Origin of the sequence: Pseudomonas sp. Lz4W (assembly GCF_000346225.2) — a bacterium.
GTDB classification, from domain to species: Bacteria; Pseudomonadota; Gammaproteobacteria; order Pseudomonadales; family Pseudomonadaceae; genus Aquipseudomonas; species Aquipseudomonas paraversuta.
Window position 1 is genome coordinate 4,150,287 of sequence record NZ_CP017432.1, and the last position, 18,000, is coordinate 4,168,286.

Sequence of the window (18,000 nt, forward strand, 5' to 3'; positions counted from 1 at the left end):
GTAGCAGCTGACGAGGAACCAGGCTGCGTCCGGCGGCGCCTACAAGAAATGCGCTACAGGGTTAAGCCGGGCGAACCGCGCTCAAATCCATACGCCCGTCTTTCAGCGGTGGGCACCAGTAATAACCGCCGCTCAATGGCCGGCTATAACGGTAGAGGCCGTCAACGATGCCGTCTTCAAGACCGCTCATCCGACGCAACTGAACTTCGAAGGCATTCAGGGTGCGACTGAAGGAGACAAACATCAGCCCGGACTTGCCGTTTTCAGTCCACGGCATGGAACGGCGCACGGTAAAGGCTTCAGGCGAGAAGCTCTCCTGGGCGGTGCGTTTGACGTGGGCCGAAGCCGGTGCCTCTTCAAGCTCTTCGTTGTCGCTCAGGCGACGGCCGATGATGTTGTCCTGCTCGGCCTGGGGCAGCGCGGCAAAACCGTTCAGATCATGCTGCCACTGCTGCACCGCGACAAAACAGCCACCGTCCAGGCCCGGGCCGGCATTGGCCACGATGGCCGCTTCTACCGCCGCTTCGTCCACCGGGTTCTCGGTACCGTCTTCATAACCGGTCAGGTCACGGTCGGAGCCGTAGCGGAAGCCTTCGGTTACTTGCAGCACGTTGAACGCAGACGCCAGCGCGGTCTCGATCTTCTGACTGCGATGCAGCAGTTCGCCGCGGTCATCACCCAGCAACCACAGCCACAGTGCGTGCTGGGTCGACGGGTTTTCAACCATGGCATTGAGTGCCGGGAACACCCGCAAACCTTGAACTTTCGCGCCCAGGGCCATTACCAGAGGCGACCCGAAGCCTGCCACTACACTTTTGCCATCCACCCACTGCGACAGAACGTCGAGCGCTGCCGGCAGTGCTTCTACGGACTTGAGGGCAAAAAACATGTAGCGCCCCTGGGAGGGTACGGGTTTGGCGAGGATGCCAGGCTGGTAAAGACTCATAGAAACTCCTTCAGGAAAGCCGGGAGTTTACCCCTGCAGCAGCGCCTTTTCGCAGATCGGGGGGTTATTTTTGTTAAGGGCTACCCTAGGTGTGCATAGCAATGCTGCTCGCTGGCGATACCCGGGTCGAAGAACACCTCGCCCTTTGTCATTTAAACGGAATTTTTTGATGACCAGAGACTCACTTAGAAACCACAGGGAGGTTTTTTTGAATCATGAATTCGGCAAAGCTTTACGTTATTGAATACACACTGCACGGGGCCCCTAAATCTTTCATCATCCGCCTGGCGCGCATGGATAACGCCGTTGCGTGGCATTGGGCCGGGTGTGATGCGGGGGTGGTACGTATCGGCCGGCCAGGTCGTGAAAACGAGAACAAATCCAGCCGTCTGGAAGTGGAAAAACACGGTGTTGCGGATGTGAAGTGGCGAGCCACTTGAGTCGGCTCTTCGCCAGAGGACTCGCGCAGTGCAGAACTGCGCGAGGTTTGGCTGATTACCCCTTGTCACCACAATGGCAGCCGCTGGAGGTGGCGCACGCCTGGCCTTTGGGGTGATGGTCAGCACAGGCCTGGCAGCAGTAGTGCTTGCCATCGCGCTCAATGCCATTGGCGCCTACCTTGCAATTACAGTTCGGACAGTCACATGTGTGCTCTTTCATCTTGAACTCCAAGTTGTCTGGTCGTCACAAAGCGACAGGCTTGCCGCTTATAGTCAGTGACTGTAGACCCCGAGCGTTGGTTCACCCTTTATCCCATCGGAAATACCTGCGAATTGATTTATTGTGCACGCCAGGCTGAAACCGGCCCTTCAATAATCATAAGAACACTGAGGTATTTTCCATGGCCGCTGAGATTGCAGACAGCCGCTCTGCCCGCTTTGCCCTGCGCTGCTCGAACTGGGCCGAGCGCTGGTTCCCCGACTCCTGGGTATTTGCCGCCGTTGCCGTGATCACGGTGGCGCTGGCCACAATGGCGATGGGTGCCAAACCCACCGACGCCGCCGTGGCATTCGGCGACGGGTTCTGGAGCCTGATCCCGTTCACCATGCAAATGGCCTTCGTCGTGATTGGCGGCTATGTGGTCGCCAGTTCACCGCCCGCCGTGAAACTCATCGACAAGCTGGCAAAGGTCCCGAAAAACGGGCGCCAGGCAGTGTGCTGGGTGGCCCTGATTTCAATGGTTGCATCCTTGCTCAACTGGGGCCTGTCGCTGGTGTTTGGCGGGCTGCTGGTACGTGCACTGGCCCGGCGTACCAACTTGCGCATGGATTATCGCGCCGCCGGTGCCGCCGCCTACCTGGGGCTGGGTGCAGTCTGGGCTTTGGGCCTGTCGTCATCTGCCGCACAACTACAGGCCAACCCGGCCAGTCTGCCGCCGTCGATCCTGTCGATTACCGGGGTCATCCCGTTCACTGAAACCATCTTTTTGTGGCAGTCCGGCGTATTGCTGGCGGCGCTGGTGGTGGTCTCGCTGATCGTTGCCTACGCAACGGCTCCGGGCCCGGACTCGGCACGTGATGCCGCCGCCTGCGGAATTGACCCGACCTTCAGCACACCCAAATTGCCCCCGCGTACCCGGCCCGGCGAATGGCTGGAGTACAGCCCGCTGCTGACCATTTTGCTGGTACTGCTGGCTGGCGGCTGGCTGTTTCATGAGTTTTCGACCAAACCGGCGATTAGCGCCATTTCGGGGCTCAACACCTATAACTTCCTGTTCCTGATGCTCGGCGCGCTGCTGCACTGGCGCCCCCGCAGCTTTCTCGATGCGGTAGCCCGCGCGGTGCCCACCACCACTGGCGTGATGATCCAGTTCCCGCTGTATGGTTCGATTGCCGCGTTGATGACGGTGGTCAAAGGCACTGACGGACAAACCCTGGCCCATCACATTTCGTCCTTCTTCGTGCAGATCGCCTCCCATGACACCTATGCCCTGTTGATGGGGGTGTATTCGGCGATATTGGGCTTTTTCATTCCGTCAGGCGGCGGTAAATGGATTATCGAAGCGCCCTATGTGATGCAGGTGGCCAATGATCTGGGATACCACCTGGGCTGGGCCGTACAGATTTACAACGCGGCCGAAGCCTTGCCGAACCTGATCAACCCGTTCTATATGCTGCCGCTACTGGGCGTGCTGGGATTGAAGGCACGGGACCTGATTGGCTTTTCATTCGTGCAACTGCTGGTGCATACGCCCCTGGTGCTGTTTCTGCTGTGGGCGTTGGGGACCACGCTGACCTACGTGCCGCCAGTGATGCCGTAACAGCGAAACACTTGCTCGCGATGGCAACCCCGGCGTTCAGGGCTGCCATCGCGAGCAAGCTCGCGGCTACAGGTGGCGGGGGCGTTTCACACCGCCCCTGCCGGGCGCAAGCGGTATTGCGGCGGCAACTGGTCCAACCCGCTGATGGTGGTGTTCAGGCTTTTCCAGCGGCCGTCCTTGATGCCGTAAATGCAGCCGTGGACCGAGAGCTTCTGCCCGCGATGCCAGGCGTTCTGCACAATGTTGGTGTGCCCCACGTTGGCCACTTGCTGGATCACATTGAGCTCGCACAAACGGTCGACGCGCTCTTCCTCGGTCGGCAACAGCGCCAGCATTTCGCGGTTCTCGTAATACAGGTCGCGTATCGAACGCAGCCAGCCGTCGATCAGACCCAGCTGCTGGTCCTTCATCGAAGCCCGCACCCCGCCACAGCCATAGTGGCCGGTGACCAGAATGTGTTTGACCTTCAATACATCCACTGCGTACTGGATGACCGACAGACAATTGAGGTCGGTGTGCAGCACCACATTGGCCACATTGCGGTGTACGAACAAGTCGCCAGGCAGCATGCCGACGATTTCGTTGGCCGGTACCCGCGCATCCGAACAACCAATCCAAAGGTATTCCGGCGTTTGCTGGCGGGCCAGTTTGGCAAAGAATTCGGGATCTTCCTGCTTGATCGCATCTGCCCAGCGTTCGTTGTTATCAATCAGGTCTTGTAGTTCGTTCATGCTGTGAAGCCTCAAGAGTTGATGCGCTGCTTTGACAGCCAACCGCTGGTCGGGGTCACGTGGAATCTTCAGGATCGTCTAGAGTCCACCGTAACAGGACTCACATTATGAGGAATTACCATGACTGATTCACGTCGTCCGTTTGGAGCAGAAGAACCCGAGGACATCGACGATATGGAAGACCGCATGGGCTCGGTTGAACCGCTGGACTTTGACGACCCCCAGGATACCCGCGAGTCGCTGGATGATCTGGTGACCGATGAAGAGTACAAGCGCCATATTGGTGACAATCGCCCGCGCAACCGGGAAATCAGCGGAGCGGCACTGCCGGGCAATGGCTCGGACCCGGATGATCTGGATGCGCAGATGCTGATACCCGAGGACGGTGCACGGGATGCCTACGAGGCAATGGAAGAACGGGGTGGCGCAGCAGACTGGGATCTGAGCGTGGTCAAGGAAAGTGAAATTGGCGCAGGCCACGGCCTGGACGAAGCGGAGCTGGCAGATATAGATCCGGTGGGGCGCAAACCTGAATGACTTGATCGCTGGCAAGCCAGCTCCCACCCCACCTGCAGGAGCGAGCTGTATGTTGTTAAAAGCTCGCTGGCAAGCCAGCTCCTACCAAGCCGGCTCCTACCAAACCAGATCCTGCCAAGCCAGCTCCTGCAGGGTGGCGGTGCGGGTCAGTCGACCAGGGTGCAGGCCATCACGACTGCATCTTCACGTCCGCCAACCGCCGGATAGTAGTCACGGCGGCGGCCGATTTCGTTAAAGCCATAACGCTCATACAACTTGAACGCAGCCGTGTTGCTGTCGCGCAGCTCCAGGAAACACTCCCGGGCCTTGTTGGCATAGGCAATGGACATCAGGTGCTCGAGCAATTTGAGTCCCAGGCCACGGCCCTGGCTTTCCGGCTTGACGGTGATGTTCAGCAAATGTGCTTCATCGAGGATGATTTGCACCACCCCGTGGCCCACTTGCTGCTCGCCTTCAAACATCAGCCAGATCTGGTATTTCCCCAGACCGTCGAGAAAAATACCGCGGGTCCAGGGGTGGCTGAAGGCGGCGTATTCAATTTTCAATACGGCTTCAAGGTCCGCCTCGGTCATCGGACGAAAGGTTACAGCGTCACTCATCGTTTTGTTTCCAGCGCGCCATCAGCCGGCGCATGGCTTGCCACACATGCGCTTTGCGTTGTGGCTCATCCATTAAGAGTTCCAGACCCGGCAGCGCCCATGCGCAGCCCAGCCCTTCAATTGCAAGTTCAGTGTTAAACGCTTGCGCGTCTGCCTCACCGGCAAAACGCACCGCTGGCAGCCCCACCAGCCACAAGCAGGCACACTCGGCCTCTTCGAGACGGGCCATGACAAAGCCCTGCACGAATTCCCGCGCGGCTTCCGGCCCCTGGTCGACATTGCCCCGGCGCAACAACGGCCAGCGTACGGGCTCGCCAATGATTTGCGGGCTGTCGGGCAGACCGGCAGCGCGCAACATGTCCTTTAACAATAAATACGCCGGATCACGGCTCTGGAACGCGCTGCCTGTGGGTAACTCCACCAGCACCAGACAACGCCCGGCCCGCAGCAACTGCAAGGCAAAGCGCGGCGGCGGCAGTTGCACCACCTTGGGCGTGACTGGTACCGGTTCGGCTTCAACCACGGGCTTGCTGGCCGCACGCACAGAGATCGAAGGCCGGGGCACTTCGATCTTTGGCCGCTCTGCAGGCGCGCTCGCAGCCGCCACTGCCTTGACCGCAGGCCGCGTAATCACGGGCTCTGCGGGCGGCTCGGGGAGCACCAGCAGCTCGGGCCGCGAAGGCGCGGCAAATGGCAATTCGGTGCGCGGTAACCAGCTGACCACCTGCATGGCAGTCATATACGCGCGGCGGCGGGACTCGTTCAACAAGGGGCGGCCATCTGTGGATAACTAAAGATGGGCAATTCTACCGCCCTTCTGCCCTTCCCGCCCCCCGTTGATGAAAAACGGATGCTCGGCAGGTTGCGCCTCTGATCGTCAAGTGATGACTCGACGGCACGTTGCAGTACAATCGAGAACTTTCATTGCCAATTGACCGGCCCTCCCATGATCGAACCCAAGCGCGTATTACGTGCCCTTGCCGAGCACTGGGCACTCCTTGAGCCTTTGTGTGAACACTTCGACCAAGGCACGTTGAGCCTCAGCGAACTACGTCTGCAATTGGCTATCCATCAAGTGGATAGCACGCCACAGGACATCACCAACGTCCTCGACAGCTGGATCCGGCTGGATATTCTGGTGCCGGTCGCCAAAAGCCCGAACCGCTTTGAGTTAAATGCACAGATCCTCGATTTTCTGGCCTACCTGAGGCGCGAGCACCGCCTTGGCCTGTGCCTGGAGATCGAAGCCTATCTGCGTCATCTGGAGCGTCTGGCGGGGTACATCCAGGATGCGTTCGACATCCGTGACGGTCATGATCTGGCGCGCCAGCTGCGCTTGCTCGATATGCGCGTTCGCGATGTGCTGAAAAAACTCGCCAATGACGAACAGGCCCTGGTCGCGGTAGCCGAGCGGGCCAAGACCAGCGACCGGCAGATCCCGCTGCGCCAGCGTTATGCCGAGGTTCTGGCAACGTGGGACGAATACGTCGAGCCCATGATCCAGCTGGTCAACGCCGACGGTGCTTTCGAGCAAGGCGTGCGCAAGGTTGAAAACGTATTGCTGCGCATGCTCAGCGAGCAACAGCGACTCGGCCATCTGGTGGACGACGACATGTTGCTGCGCACCCATGCGCGGATCCTTGAGATGCAAACCAGCGCCCAGCTGACTTTGCGCCATGCCCGCGAGCTGTTGCTGCCGCTGCGTGAAGAAGCGCGCCGGCACAATGCCGTGACCCGTGGCGCCGCACTGGCGCTGGCAGCCATCCGCCGCAAAGGGCTGGACGCCGTGCCGCAAGCCTCGATGCCGATGTTCACGCGCCCGCAAAGTACCTTTTTGGGCAGCGCCAGTCAGGTGGAGGCCTACGTGTATGCGCTGGCCCGCTTCGAAGCAAAACCGGCACGTTTCCCCAAGGCGCATAAAGCCCACCGGGGCGAAACACCCAAAGCGCCGCGTACGGTCAAGGAAATGCTCGATCGTTGCAGCGACGCGCTGCCAATGCCGGACTTGATGAACTGGCTGCTGGCACAGGAGCCAGACGGTGACACCGACGAGTTGCTGTACTGGTTCTCCCGCCTGTCACGGGAAAAACGCTTCGTGCGCGAACGCCTGGAGCGCCGCGATTATCACACCCACGAACATCTGGTCAGCCTGCGTTCCTTCGCCCTGCTTTCTCGCAACGAAGACGCAACCGAGACTACAGCGAGCCCTCTCCATGCATCTTGATCTGTCAGAACTGTCCCAACTTGCGCCGATCTTTCGCGAGTTGTTCAAGGGTTACCACGTCAGCCGTCGTGACCCGGAGCTGTACGCGCAACTGTCAAACTTTCAGGATCAATACCGCGCCCTGTTCAAGGCACTGGGCTTTGAGCTGGTGTGTGATACCCGCGGCTTTTATTACTTCGTGCCCGACACCGCCACCGCGCAAGTGAACAAGACCGCACAACGCCTGGCACTGTTCACCTTTATCATCGTCGAGCATCTGGCCGATCAGGGTCGCGACCCGATTGCCGTGCTCGATGGTGGCAGCCTGGGCCGCGATGAGCTGCCTGCGCTGCTGGATAAATACCGTGATCTGTTTGTACAGGCGGAGGTCACTTCCCACGAAGAGCTGGAAGAAAAGATCATGCGCCGCATGACCCAGCTCGGATTCGCCAGCGAAGAGCCCGGGATCTACCGTTTTCTGCCGCCGATGCACCGCTTCCTGGATGTTTGCCTGTCGGTTCAGCAAGACCGCGATCTGGCCGCCAGCCTGCACAGCATTCTGCCGCTGCCCACGCCGGTGTTGATCGACGATGACGCTGAGCCCGAGGAAGAGGACGAAGAAGCCGCATTGGCACGCGCCATTGCCGCCGAGCAACAGGAGATGGATGCATGAGCCAGGAACGCTACGGAATACGCCGTTTTGCCTTGTTGAATACCGCCGGTTACAGCCTGGGCCTTTTCCCGCTTGAGCACCCACTGTCGGTGTACGGTGCCAACAACCTCGGCAAATCAGCTTCGATCAATGCCTTGCAGTTCCCGATTCTGGCGCGCATGTCAGACATGAGCTTCGGCAAGTACAGCCTTGAACAGTCGCGCCGCTTCTACTTTGCGTCCGACACCAGCTACATCCTCGTCGAAGTCTCACTGCCCCATGGCCCCCATGTGATCGGCGTGGTCGGCCGTGGCCCGGGTGGCGGCTTCGGTCACCAGTTCTTTGCCTACGCAGGCAAACTGGACCTGGCCCATTATCAGAAAGACGACACCTGCCTGCGGCAGAAGGAGCTGTTCACCAACCTTGAGCGCAATGGTCTCAAGGCCTATGAGCTCAAGCCCGACGAACTGCGCCGTCTGCTGGTGGGCGGGCACACCTCGATTCCGCTGGACCTGACGCTGATCCCGCTGCGTTCCACCAGCGAGCAGAGCATGAAGACGTTCCGCGCCCTGTTTATCAACCTGCTGCACATGCGCGAAATCACTGCGGCCAAGCTCAAGCAACTGTTCCTCGATGCCTTTGAGCACAGCCTGCGTTCGGGCAGCGTCGATTACATTGCCGCCTGTGAAGAAGCCTTCCGCGACGTACGCCGCATGGAGCAGGACTACAACGCGCTGGTGGGCGCCGGGCCTCTGGTGGAAGCGCTGGCCGCCGGTGTTCGCCAGCGTGATCTGCTGCGCGGCAAGCTGCATCGCCTGTCGCCGCTCCTGGATTCTCTGCTCGGCACCTGGCAAGACTACGCCGGGGCACGCAAGGAAGAGTTGCTGATTCAATCCGAGCATTACCGCAACGAACAGGATTCGCTGCAAAACGATCAACGCAGCAGCACCCAGGAACTGATGCGCCTGGAGCGGGAAATCAGCGGTATACAGCGCTGGCTTGGTGAGCTGTCAGTGCTCAAGCACCGCTTTGCCCTGGTTGACGATGTGAAAGTGCTGGAGCAGCAGCTGCTGGCCGCCAAGGATGCCCATGATGAGTTGGCCGGGGCCCTGTCCCAGTCGCGTCAATTCAGCGCCGAGGATCTGGATGAGCGCCTGCGGGATCTGGAAAAACGCCTGAAGTCGGTCAAGCAGCAGCTCGACCACGCCGACAACAACAGCTACGCCCGTCTGCGCGAAGAGTTTTCGCAACAGGATGTAGAGCGCCTGATGCGCCTGTTCAACAGCGCCCTGTTCAGCCTGCCGCTGGGTGAGCACGGCATTGCCCTCGATGACAGCGATGCCTGGGTCAAATCCCTGGAACTGATCCTCGCCGGCTTCAAAGGTGAGCGCTTTGAGGCGCCAGGGCTTAGCATCGATCTTGGCCATATCGAGCCGCCGGCCCTGCAGGCACTGGCGGACCGCGCGGCATTGCGCGAGCACAAAGAGCGTCTGGAAAAAGAACTCAAACAACTGAAAACCCAGCAGGCCGTGACCTCTGACCGGGCGGCGAGCAAGAGCGAAGCCGAGTCACTGTATCAACAGGTGCTGGACGCACAAAAGGCGCTGGAAGACTTCCGCCGCAGTCAGACGTTGAGTGCCGAGGAAGGCGAAAAACTTGAGCAACTGGCCCAGGCCGAAGGTGCGCAAGACGAATTGAAACGCTCCAGCGATGCGTTCACCGAACGGGTGCAACAACTGTCGGCCAAGCTGCAGCTGGTGGGCCGCCAGATCGGTGACATGGAAGCCAAGCAGCGCACCCTGGATGACAGCCTGCGCCGTCGTCAGTTACTGCCTGCCAACCTGCCGTTCGGCACGCCGTTCATGGACCCGGTCGACGACTCGATGGACAACCTGTTGCCGCTGCTCAATGACTATCAGGACAGCTGGCAAAGTCTGCTGCGCAGCGACGGGCAGATCGAAGCCTTATATGCCCAGGTGCGGTTGAAGGGAGTGGCCAAGTTCGACAGCGAAGACGACATGGAGCGCCGCCTGCAACTGCTGATCAACGCTTATGCCCACCGCACCGAAGAAGCCCAGACCCTGGGCAAGGCCCGTCGTGCAGCCGTGACTGACATCGCCCGCACCCTGCGCAATATTCGCAGTGACTACGACAGCCTTGAACACCAGCTGGCGTTGTTCAACCGCGAGATCAACAAGCGTCAGGTCTCCAACCTGCAAAGCTTCCGTATCGTACTGGCACCGAACAAGGAGGCGCTCAAGCATATCGATCAGATTATCCACAGCGCCGGTCAGTACGAAGAAGGCGAAACCCTGTCGGTGTTCGACCTCAGCCAGAGCGCCGAGCAGGACAACAAGAACGAAGAGGCCAAGGAGTATCTGGCGCGACTGGTAGCGGCAAACCATAACCAGTTGGGGCTCAAGGATTTGTTTGAGCTGGCGTTCGAGATCACCAAGGTCAATGGCCAGCCGGTGATCCATACCGATATCGACGGTGCTGCGTCCAACGGTACGACCATGACCATCAAGGCGCTGACCAACATGTATCTGTTGCTGCACTTGATGGACCGCGATCAGGCCGGGCGCATTCGACTGCCGTACTACCTCGACGAAGCGGCCGACATCGACGAGAAGAACCAGACCGCGCTGCTGGAAACCAGTCTGCAGCTGGGGTTTGTGCCTATCCTGGCCAGTGTCAAGCCGCAGGTCTGTGCCCACGTAGCCATCGACCTTGAAGGCGGCAGCGGCCCGAACGGGATTTACATCGACGAGGATGACTGGAAGTACATTCGTCGCCATGACGAAGTGCAACCGGTCGCTGGCGTACCGGTTCAACAGCCGGAGCTGGATGAGGTCTGAGACCTGAAATGCGCTGCAAACCAAAAGACCGCGATCATTGATCGCGGTCTTTTGCTAAGCGGGTGCAGCTGAAGGCTATTTAGCCAACGGGATTTTCGGTGCCCATTGCAGCCACTCTTCCTCGAACTTGTCGAACAAGGGGAAGGTTTGCTCCGGGCGGGCCTGATTACCCATCTTGCCGTCATCCGGGGTAGCGAATGCGATACCGCCCTGGACCAGGGTCTCCAGGGACTCGGTACGGATTGTGGCGCCTTTGAACAGACCAAAATCGACACCAAAGCCGCTGCTGTTCCAGAAGCGGCTGCCAGTGCGAACCAATGGCGCGTAACGCGGCTCGATCAGGATATGCACCAGTACACGGTCAGCGGTATTGCCCAGCTCGTATCCAGTGACCTTGCCCACCGTAACTTCACGGTAGGTCACGGGTACCCCTTCCTTGAGCGAACCACGGCGTGCCGCACTCAACACCAGGCTTAACCCGGCTTGCGAGACGGCAGCCTCCGGGGCTTGATCCAGAGCGACAAAGCTGGTCTGCGGCCCCAGTTGCCGGGCAGCAGGCTGCACTTCTATGTACTGACCGGTGACCAGGGTTTCCAGGTTGGCGGTTTTCATCAATCCAAGCTCGGGTTTGACGACCCAGAATTGACTGCCCACCCGTGCTATCCGCCCCGGCACTTCGGTGATACGGGCCTGGAGCATGACCGACTGCAGGTCGTCACTGAGGTCGATGCTTTCGATCTTGCCTACATCCAGACCTTTGAAACGAATCGGCGTACCGCTGCGCAGCCCGTCGGCACGTGCCACTTTGATTGTTACAGCGACACCTTGCTGCATCGCCGCGTCGCGGTCGGTATACAGGCGGAAACGAGGGATGCGTTTTTGCAGGGGCGCCGTGGCTTCCGGTGTTTCGAATGCAATCCCGCCGGCCATCAGGCTTTGCAGGGACTCACTCTTGACCTGAATCCCCCCGGTCAATCCGCCAGTGAGCGTGATGCCGCTGGCATTCCAGAAACGGGTCGAGGCGTTCACCAGGTTTTCGTATTCTTTCTCGATGTGGACACCAATGACCAACTGCTTCTTGGTGCGGGAGAACTGATAGCTCTGGACCGATCCAACCTTGACCTGCTTGTAGAGAATCGGGCTACCGACATCCAGTGATCCCAGATTATCGGTGAAGAGCACCATGTGCAGACCCGGTGAGCGCAGATCCAGCGGTGGTGCTTTGGGCCGCGCAATGAATTCGCGTTCCGGTGTGCTGCCTTTGTCTCCCGGGCGAATGGCGATGTAGTTGCCTTTCACCAGAGCTTCCAGCCCCGTAATCCCGGCCAGCGAAATAGAAGGTTTTACCACCCAGAACTGGGTGCCCTGCACCAGGTAATCTTCCGCCAGCGGATCAAGGGCCAGCTCGGCACTGGCACTGGTGAGGTCCGGGTCAACTTTCAAGGCCTTGAGGCTACCGACCTGAATACCTTTGTACATGACCGGTGTACGGCCTGCCTGCAGGCCTTCGAAGTCACTGAGTTTGACTTTGACCTTGATCCCCGCCTGCGCGGCATCAAAGTCCTCATACAGCCGGAACGGCAGATTTGTGTCTGTTGGCGGGCTGTCTTTACGGTTCTCCGGCGTCGCGAAGGCTATGCCTCCGGCAACAATGCTGGCCAGAGACTCACTGCGCACTTTCACCCCTGAAAGGTTGGCGTCGATGCTGATGCCGCTGGCGTTCCAGAAACGTGTGTGTTTGCGCACCAGGTTGGCGTAAGTCGGCTCGATAAAGACTTTGATCTCGACCGTACTTTGATCTTCAGAGAGCACGTAGCTTTTGATCTGACCAACCTGAATCTGTTTGTAAAACACCGGACTGCCCCGGTTCAACGAGCCCAGGCGGTCTGCCTTGAGCGTCAGGTGCAGTCCTGGCTTGGCGTCAGACAGAGGCGGCTCTTGTGACAAGGCCTTGAATTTGCGCGTTGACTCGCCATCTGCCGGGCTGACGGCGATGTAATTGCCGGATACCAGTGTTTCCAGGCCGGTAATACCCGCCAGAGAGACGCTGGGTTTGACCAGCCAGAATCGGGTGTTGGTTCTCAGGTACTGCTCGACGTCTTTATCCATCTCGACGGTGGCAATGACCCCGTTGCTCGGGCCAGCTTCGTCCAGAGCCAGGGTTTTGACCTTGCCCACGGGCATGCCTTTGTAGACCACTTCAGTCTTGTTGGCGACGATGCCTTCGCCACTTTCGAAGCGCACCTGAATGTCGATTCCGGTCTGGGTATAGGCACGCCATCCCAGCCAGCCACCGATGATCAGGGCAATGAGCGGGAGAATCCAGATCGCCGACCAGTTGGAAGCCGGGCGGGTTTTAGCGGTAGGCAAGTCACTCATGGTCGTCGTCCGACTCCGTGTTATCCCAAATCAGTCGGGGATCAAAAGTTACAGCGGCTAGCATTGTTAATACCACCACACTGGCAAAAGCCACCGCACCAAGATTGGCCTCGATGCTGGCTATCCGTCCAAAATTCACCACCGCCACCAGAATGGCGATGACAAAAATATCCAGCATTGACCAGCGGCCAATGAATTCGATAAAGCGGTACATGATGATCCGTTGCCGGGCTGACAGCGGCTGACGGCGTTGCACTGAAAACAACAGCAAGGCGATGCCGACGAGCTTGAAGGTTGGCACCAGAATACTGGCCACAAATACCACGGCCGCAATCGGGATCATGCCGTGCTGCACCAGCTCAATGACACCCGCCATGATGGTACTCGGGGAACCCTGGCCCAAAGAGTTGACGGTCATGATGGGCAGCAGGTTGGCCGGAATGTAGAGAATGGCCGAGGTTAACAGCAATGCCCAGGTACGCATAAGGCTGTCGGGACGACGCGCATGTACCAGAGCGCCACATCGGGTACAGCTTTGCTCGTCGGTCTCGGGGTCTTGTCTGTTCAGCTCGTGACACTCGCCACAGATCAAGATACCTGCATCAATCGCCCGCATGGACATCCTCCCCGGATAATGCCTGCCAGATCTGGTGCGGCGACATCACAACTTCCAGCCAGACCTGTACCAGCAATAAGCTGACAAAACAGGTTAAACCAAGACCGAGGCTCAACTCTGCAAGGTCGGACAATTTCACAATCGCCACCAGTACTCCCATCAGGTACACCTCAAGCATGCCCCAATCACGTAAGTGGTGATAAATACGGTAAATGAGCAGCCCGTAGCTACGGCCTATGTTCCAGCGAATGCTGAGTAACACGACGAGCTGGCATAGCAGCTTGAGCAGCGGAATTCCCATGCTGCACAGGAAGACTACAACGGCGATCCCTTGCATGCCGGTATTGAACAGGCCAAGCACACCGCTCCAGACCGTGTCTTGCGACGCCTGGCCCAATAGATTGAGTTGCATGATGGGCAAAAAGTTCGCGGGCACGTAGAGCAGCAAAGCGGCGATCACCAGCGCGAGGCTGCGTTCGACGACTTTGTGCCGATGAGCATAGAGCTCATACCCACAGCGCGGACATTGGGCTTTTTCGCCGAGAGCGAGATGTGGCCTGCGCATCAACAGATCGCACTCGTGGCAGGCCACTAACTCGTCCAGCGGTAGATCTGACACCCTTTGGGGGTCAACCGGATCTGGCATATAGGGAGTCTCGGGCTCAGAAAATGACTGCGCCTATTCTAGTGCGCGGACTACAAAATAACTGTGCATATTTGTAGGACTTGAGCTGCAGGTGAATCTGGGCACGCAGTGCCCGAGTTGCAGCTTGTTGCGGCCAGGCATGTTGCAACTTTTCTCGGCACAAAAACAAACCCCCTGTCTGCGTGAGCAGACAGGGGGTTTGGAATTTAATCTTGACGATGACCTACTCTCACATGGGGAAACCCCACACTACCATCGGCGATGCATCGTTTCACTTCTGAGTTCGGGATGGGATCAGGTGGTTCCAATGCTCTATGGTCGTCAAGAAATTCGGTAGCCAGCGCGTTTTACCTTGCGGTCAACGTTCCAGCGAATGGGTATGTAATAGATTTGTGTGTTGTGCAAACTTTCGGTTTGTATCGTCTTCACACACCGCAACTTGTCTGTTCTTGCAACCAAGAACGCAAATTGCTTGGGTGTTATGGTCAAGCCTCACGGGCAATTAGTATTGGTTAGCTCAACGCCTCACAGCGCTTACACACCCAACCTATCAACGTCGTAGTCTTCGACGGCCCTTTAGGGAACTCAAGGTTCCAGTGAGATCTCATCTTGAGGCAAGTTTCCCGCTTAGATGCTTTCAGCGGTTATCTTTCCCGAACATAGCTACCCGGCAATGCCACTGGCGTGACAACCGGAACACCAGAGGTTCGTCCACTCCGGTCCTCTCGTACTAGGAGCAGCCCCTCTCAAATCTCAAACGTCCACGGCAGATAGGGACCGAACTGTCTCACGACGTTCTAAACCCAGCTCGCGTACCACTTTAAATGGCGAACAGCCATACCCTTGGGACCGGCTTCAGCCCCAGGATGTGATGAGCCGACATCGAGGTGCCAAACACCGCCGTCGATATGAACTCTTGGGCGGTATCAGCCTGTTATCCCCGGAGTACCTTTTATCCGTTGAGCGATGGCCCTTCCATACAGAACCACCGGATCACTAAGACCTACTTTCGTACCTGCTCGACGTGTCTGTCTCGCAGTCAAGCGCGCTTTTGCCTTTATACTCTACGACCGATTTCCGACCGGGTCTGAGCGCACCTTCGTACTCCTCCGTTACTCTTTAGGAGGAGACCGCCCCAGTCAAACTACCCACCATACACTGTCCTCGATCCGGATAACGGACCTGAGTTAGAACCTCAAAGTTGCCAGGGTGGTATTTCAAGGTTGGCTCCATGCAGACTGGCGTCCACACTTCAAAGCCTCCCACCTATCCTACACAAGCAAATTCAAAGTCCAGTGCAAAGCTATAGTAAAGGTTCACGGGGTCTTTCCGTCTAGCCGCGGATACACTGCATCTTCACAGCGATTTCAATTTCACTGAGTCTCGGGTGGAGACAGCGCCGCCATCGTTACGCCATTCGTGCAGGTCGGAACTTACCCGACAAGGAATTTCGCTACCTTAGGACCGTTATAGTTACGGCCGCCGTTTACCGGGGCTTCGATCAAGAGCTTCGCGTTAGCTAACCCCATCAATTAACCTTCCGGCACCGGGCAGGCGTCACACCCTATACGTCCACTTTCGTGTTTGCAGAGTGCTGTGTTTTTAATAAACAGTCGCAGCGGCCTGGTATCTTCGACCGGCGTGGGCTTACGCAGTAAATGCTTCACCCTCACCGGCGCACCTTCTCCCGAAGTTACGGTGCCATTTTGCCTAGTTCCTTCACCCGAGTTCTCTCAAGCGCCTTGGTATTCTCTACCCAACCACCTGTGTCGGTTTGGGGTACGGTTCCTGGTTACCTGAAGCTTAGAAGCTTTTCTTGGAAGCATGGCATCAACCACTTCGTTAACTAAAAGTTAACTCGTCATCAGCTCTCGGCCTTAGAATCCCGGATTTACCTAAGATTCCAGCCTACCACCTTAAACTTGGACAACCAACGCCAAGCTGGCCTAGCCTTCTCCGTCCCTCCATCGCAATAACCAGAAGTACAGGAATATTAACCTGTTTTCCATCGACTACGCTTTTCAGCCTCGCCTTAGGGACCGACTAACCCTGCGTCGATTAACGTTGCGCAGGAAACCTTGGTCTTTCGGCGTGGGTGTTTTTCACACCCATTATCGTTACTCATGTCAGCATTCGCACTTCTGATACCTCCAGCAAGCTTCTCAACTCACCTTCACAGGCTTACAGAACGCTCCTCTACCGCATCATCCTAAGATGATACCCGTAGCTTCGGTGTATGGTTTGAGCCCCGTTAAATCTTCCGCGCAGGCCGACTCGACTAGTGAGCTATTACGCTTTCTTTAAAGGGTGGCTGCTTCTAAGCCAACCTCCTAGCTGTCTAAGCCTTCCCACATCGTTTCCCACTTAACCATAACTTTGGGACCTTAGCTGACGGTCTGGGTTGTTTCCCTTTTCACGACGGACGTTAGCACCCGCCGTGTGTCTCCCATGCTCGGCACTTGTAGGTATTCGGAGTTTGCATCGGTTTGGTAAGCCGGGATGGCCCCCTAGCCGAAACAGTGCTCTACCCCCTACAGTGATACATGAGGCGCTACCTAAATAGCTTTCGAGGAGAACCAGCTATCTCCGAGCTTGATTAGCCTTTCACTCCGATCCACAGGTCATCCGCTAACTTTTCAACGGTAGTCGGTTCGGTCCTCCAGTTAGTGTTACCCAACCTTCAACCTGCCCATGGATAGATCGCCCGGTTTCGGGTCTATTCCCAGCGACTAGACGCCCTATTAAGACTCGCTCGCTACGCTACGCCTCCCCTATTCGGTTAAGCTTGCCACTGAAAATAAGTCGCTGACCCATTATACAAAAGGTACGCAGTCACCCAACAAAGTGGGCTCCCACTGCTTGTACGCATACGGTTTCAGGATCTATTTCACTCCCCTCTCCGGGGTTCTTTTCGCCTTTCCCTCACGGTACTAGTTCACTATCGGTCAGTCAGTAGTATTTAGCCCTGGGAGGATGGTCCCCCCATATTCAGACAAAGTTTCTCGTGCTCCGTCCTACTCGATTTCACTGCAAAGATGTTTTCGCGTACAGGGCTATCACCCACTATGGCCGCACTTTCCAGAGCGTTCCGCTAACATCAATACAGCTTAAGGGCTGGTCCCCGTTCGCTCGCCACTACTAAGGGAATCTCGGTTGATTTCTTTTCCTCAGGGTACTTAGATGTTTCAGTTCCCCTGGTTCGCTTCTTAAGCCTATGTATTCAGCTTAAGATACCTAACTTATGTTAGGTGGGTTCCCCCATTCAGACATCTCCGGATCAAAGTCTGTTTGCCGACTCCCCGAAGCTTTTCGCAGGCTACCACGTCTTTCATCGCCTCTGACTGCCAAGGCATCCACCGTATGCGCTTCTTCACTTGACCATATAACCCCAAGCAATCTGGTTATACTATGAAGACGACATTCGCCGAAAATTCGCATGTTCAATTAAGAACGTTCACAAATTTTACCTTAGCCTGAATAAACACCAGTGAAAGTGTTATCCAGTCTAACTTTCTATTACATACCCAAATTTTTAAAGAACGATCTAATCAAAAGATCAGAAATCAACATTCA

14 protein-coding genes and 2 rRNA genes are annotated in these 18,000 nt (G+C 57.3%); 6 read left to right on the plus strand and 10 right to left on the minus strand.

Annotated elements, in window-relative coordinates; translation table 11 throughout:
- Positions 1-61: 61 nt before the first annotated feature.
- The gene (locus tag B195_RS19055; protein WP_003439752.1) at positions 62-946 is read right to left on the minus strand and encodes a Dyp-type peroxidase; all 885 of its coding nucleotides are present in this window, start codon (positions 944-946) and stop codon (positions 62-64) included.
- A 215-nt stretch (positions 947-1,161) separates the two neighbouring features.
- Between B195_RS19055 and B195_RS19060 the strand changes: the two genes are divergently transcribed.
- Positions 1,162-1,386 (plus strand): DUF6555 family protein, encoded by a 225-nt coding sequence (locus tag B195_RS19060; RefSeq protein ID WP_003439751.1) that lies wholly within the window; start codon positions 1,162-1,164, stop codon positions 1,384-1,386.
- A 55-nt stretch (positions 1,387-1,441) separates the two neighbouring features.
- Here B195_RS19060 and B195_RS19065 read toward each other — a convergent pair whose 3' ends face one another.
- Positions 1,442-1,606, minus strand: a complete 165-nt coding sequence (locus B195_RS19065) for a metallothionein (protein WP_081481326.1) — start codon at positions 1,604-1,606, stop codon at positions 1,442-1,444.
- A gap of 181 nt (positions 1,607-1,787) precedes the next feature.
- Between B195_RS19065 and B195_RS19070 the strand changes: the two genes are divergently transcribed.
- Entirely contained in the window at positions 1,788-3,206 is a 1,419-nt protein-coding gene (locus B195_RS19070) for a short-chain fatty acid transporter (RefSeq protein ID WP_003439750.1), read from the plus strand.
- Between the two features lie 86 nt (positions 3,207-3,292).
- Here B195_RS19070 and can read toward each other — a convergent pair whose 3' ends face one another.
- On the minus strand, positions 3,293-3,937 hold the full coding sequence (gene can / locus B195_RS19075) for a carbonate dehydratase (protein WP_003439749.1): 645 nt from the start codon (positions 3,935-3,937) through the stop codon (positions 3,293-3,295).
- A gap of 120 nt (positions 3,938-4,057) precedes the next feature.
- Between can and B195_RS19080 the strand changes: the two genes are divergently transcribed.
- A complete protein-coding gene (locus B195_RS19080; RefSeq protein ID WP_003439748.1) occupies positions 4,058-4,474 on the plus strand; it encodes a hypothetical protein in 417 nt (138 codons plus the stop codon).
- 146 nt (positions 4,475-4,620) lie between these two features.
- Here the strand turns inward: B195_RS19080 and rimI are convergent, their stop codons facing one another.
- Together rimI and B195_RS19090 are read right to left on the minus strand one after the other, a co-directional pair.
- A complete protein-coding gene (rimI, locus tag B195_RS19085; protein WP_003439747.1) occupies positions 4,621-5,073 on the minus strand; it encodes a ribosomal protein S18-alanine N-acetyltransferase in 453 nt (150 codons plus the stop codon).
- A complete protein-coding gene (locus tag B195_RS19090) occupies positions 5,066-5,842 on the minus strand; it encodes a hypothetical protein (protein ID WP_003439745.1) in 777 nt (258 codons plus the stop codon). The genes rimI and B195_RS19090 overlap by 8 nt, the downstream gene beginning before the upstream one ends.
- 177 nt (positions 5,843-6,019) lie before the next feature.
- Between B195_RS19090 and mksB the strand changes: the two genes are divergently transcribed.
- From mksB to mksF, 3 genes are read left to right on the plus strand one after another with little or no spacing between them, the layout of a single operon-like run.
- Positions 6,020-7,297, plus strand: a complete 1,278-nt coding sequence (mksB, locus tag B195_RS19095; protein WP_003439744.1) for an Mks condensin complex protein MksB — start codon at positions 6,020-6,022, stop codon at positions 7,295-7,297.
- Complete coding sequence (mksE, locus tag B195_RS19100; protein ID WP_003439743.1) at positions 7,287-7,949, plus strand: Mks condensin complex protein MksE; 663 nt, start codon at positions 7,287-7,289, stop codon at positions 7,947-7,949. The genes mksB and mksE overlap by 11 nt, the downstream gene beginning before the upstream one ends.
- A complete protein-coding gene (mksF, locus tag B195_RS19105) occupies positions 7,946-10,786 on the plus strand; it encodes an Mks condensin complex protein MksF (protein ID WP_003439742.1) in 2,841 nt (946 codons plus the stop codon). The genes mksE and mksF overlap by 4 nt, the downstream gene beginning before the upstream one ends.
- A gap of 75 nt (positions 10,787-10,861) precedes the next feature.
- Here mksF and B195_RS19110 read toward each other — a convergent pair whose 3' ends face one another.
- The 5 genes from B195_RS19110 to B195_RS19130 form a co-directional block, all read right to left on the minus strand.
- Entirely contained in the window at positions 10,862-13,165 is a 2,304-nt protein-coding gene (locus tag B195_RS19110; protein WP_003439740.1) for a PqiB family protein, read from the minus strand.
- On the minus strand, positions 13,158-13,781 hold the full coding sequence (locus tag B195_RS19115; RefSeq protein ID WP_003439738.1) for a paraquat-inducible protein A: 624 nt from the start codon (positions 13,779-13,781) through the stop codon (positions 13,158-13,160). The genes B195_RS19110 and B195_RS19115 overlap by 8 nt, the downstream gene beginning before the upstream one ends.
- Entirely contained in the window at positions 13,768-14,427 is a 660-nt protein-coding gene (locus tag B195_RS19120) for a paraquat-inducible protein A (protein WP_003439736.1), read from the minus strand. The genes B195_RS19115 and B195_RS19120 overlap by 14 nt, the downstream gene beginning before the upstream one ends.
- A gap of 210 nt (positions 14,428-14,637) precedes the next feature.
- A 5S ribosomal RNA gene (rrf, locus tag B195_RS19125) occupies positions 14,638-14,753 on the minus strand.
- A 155-nt stretch (positions 14,754-14,908) separates the two neighbouring features.
- Positions 14,909-17,807 (minus strand): 23S ribosomal RNA (locus B195_RS19130).
- Between the last annotated feature and the right edge of the window lie 193 nt (positions 17,808-18,000).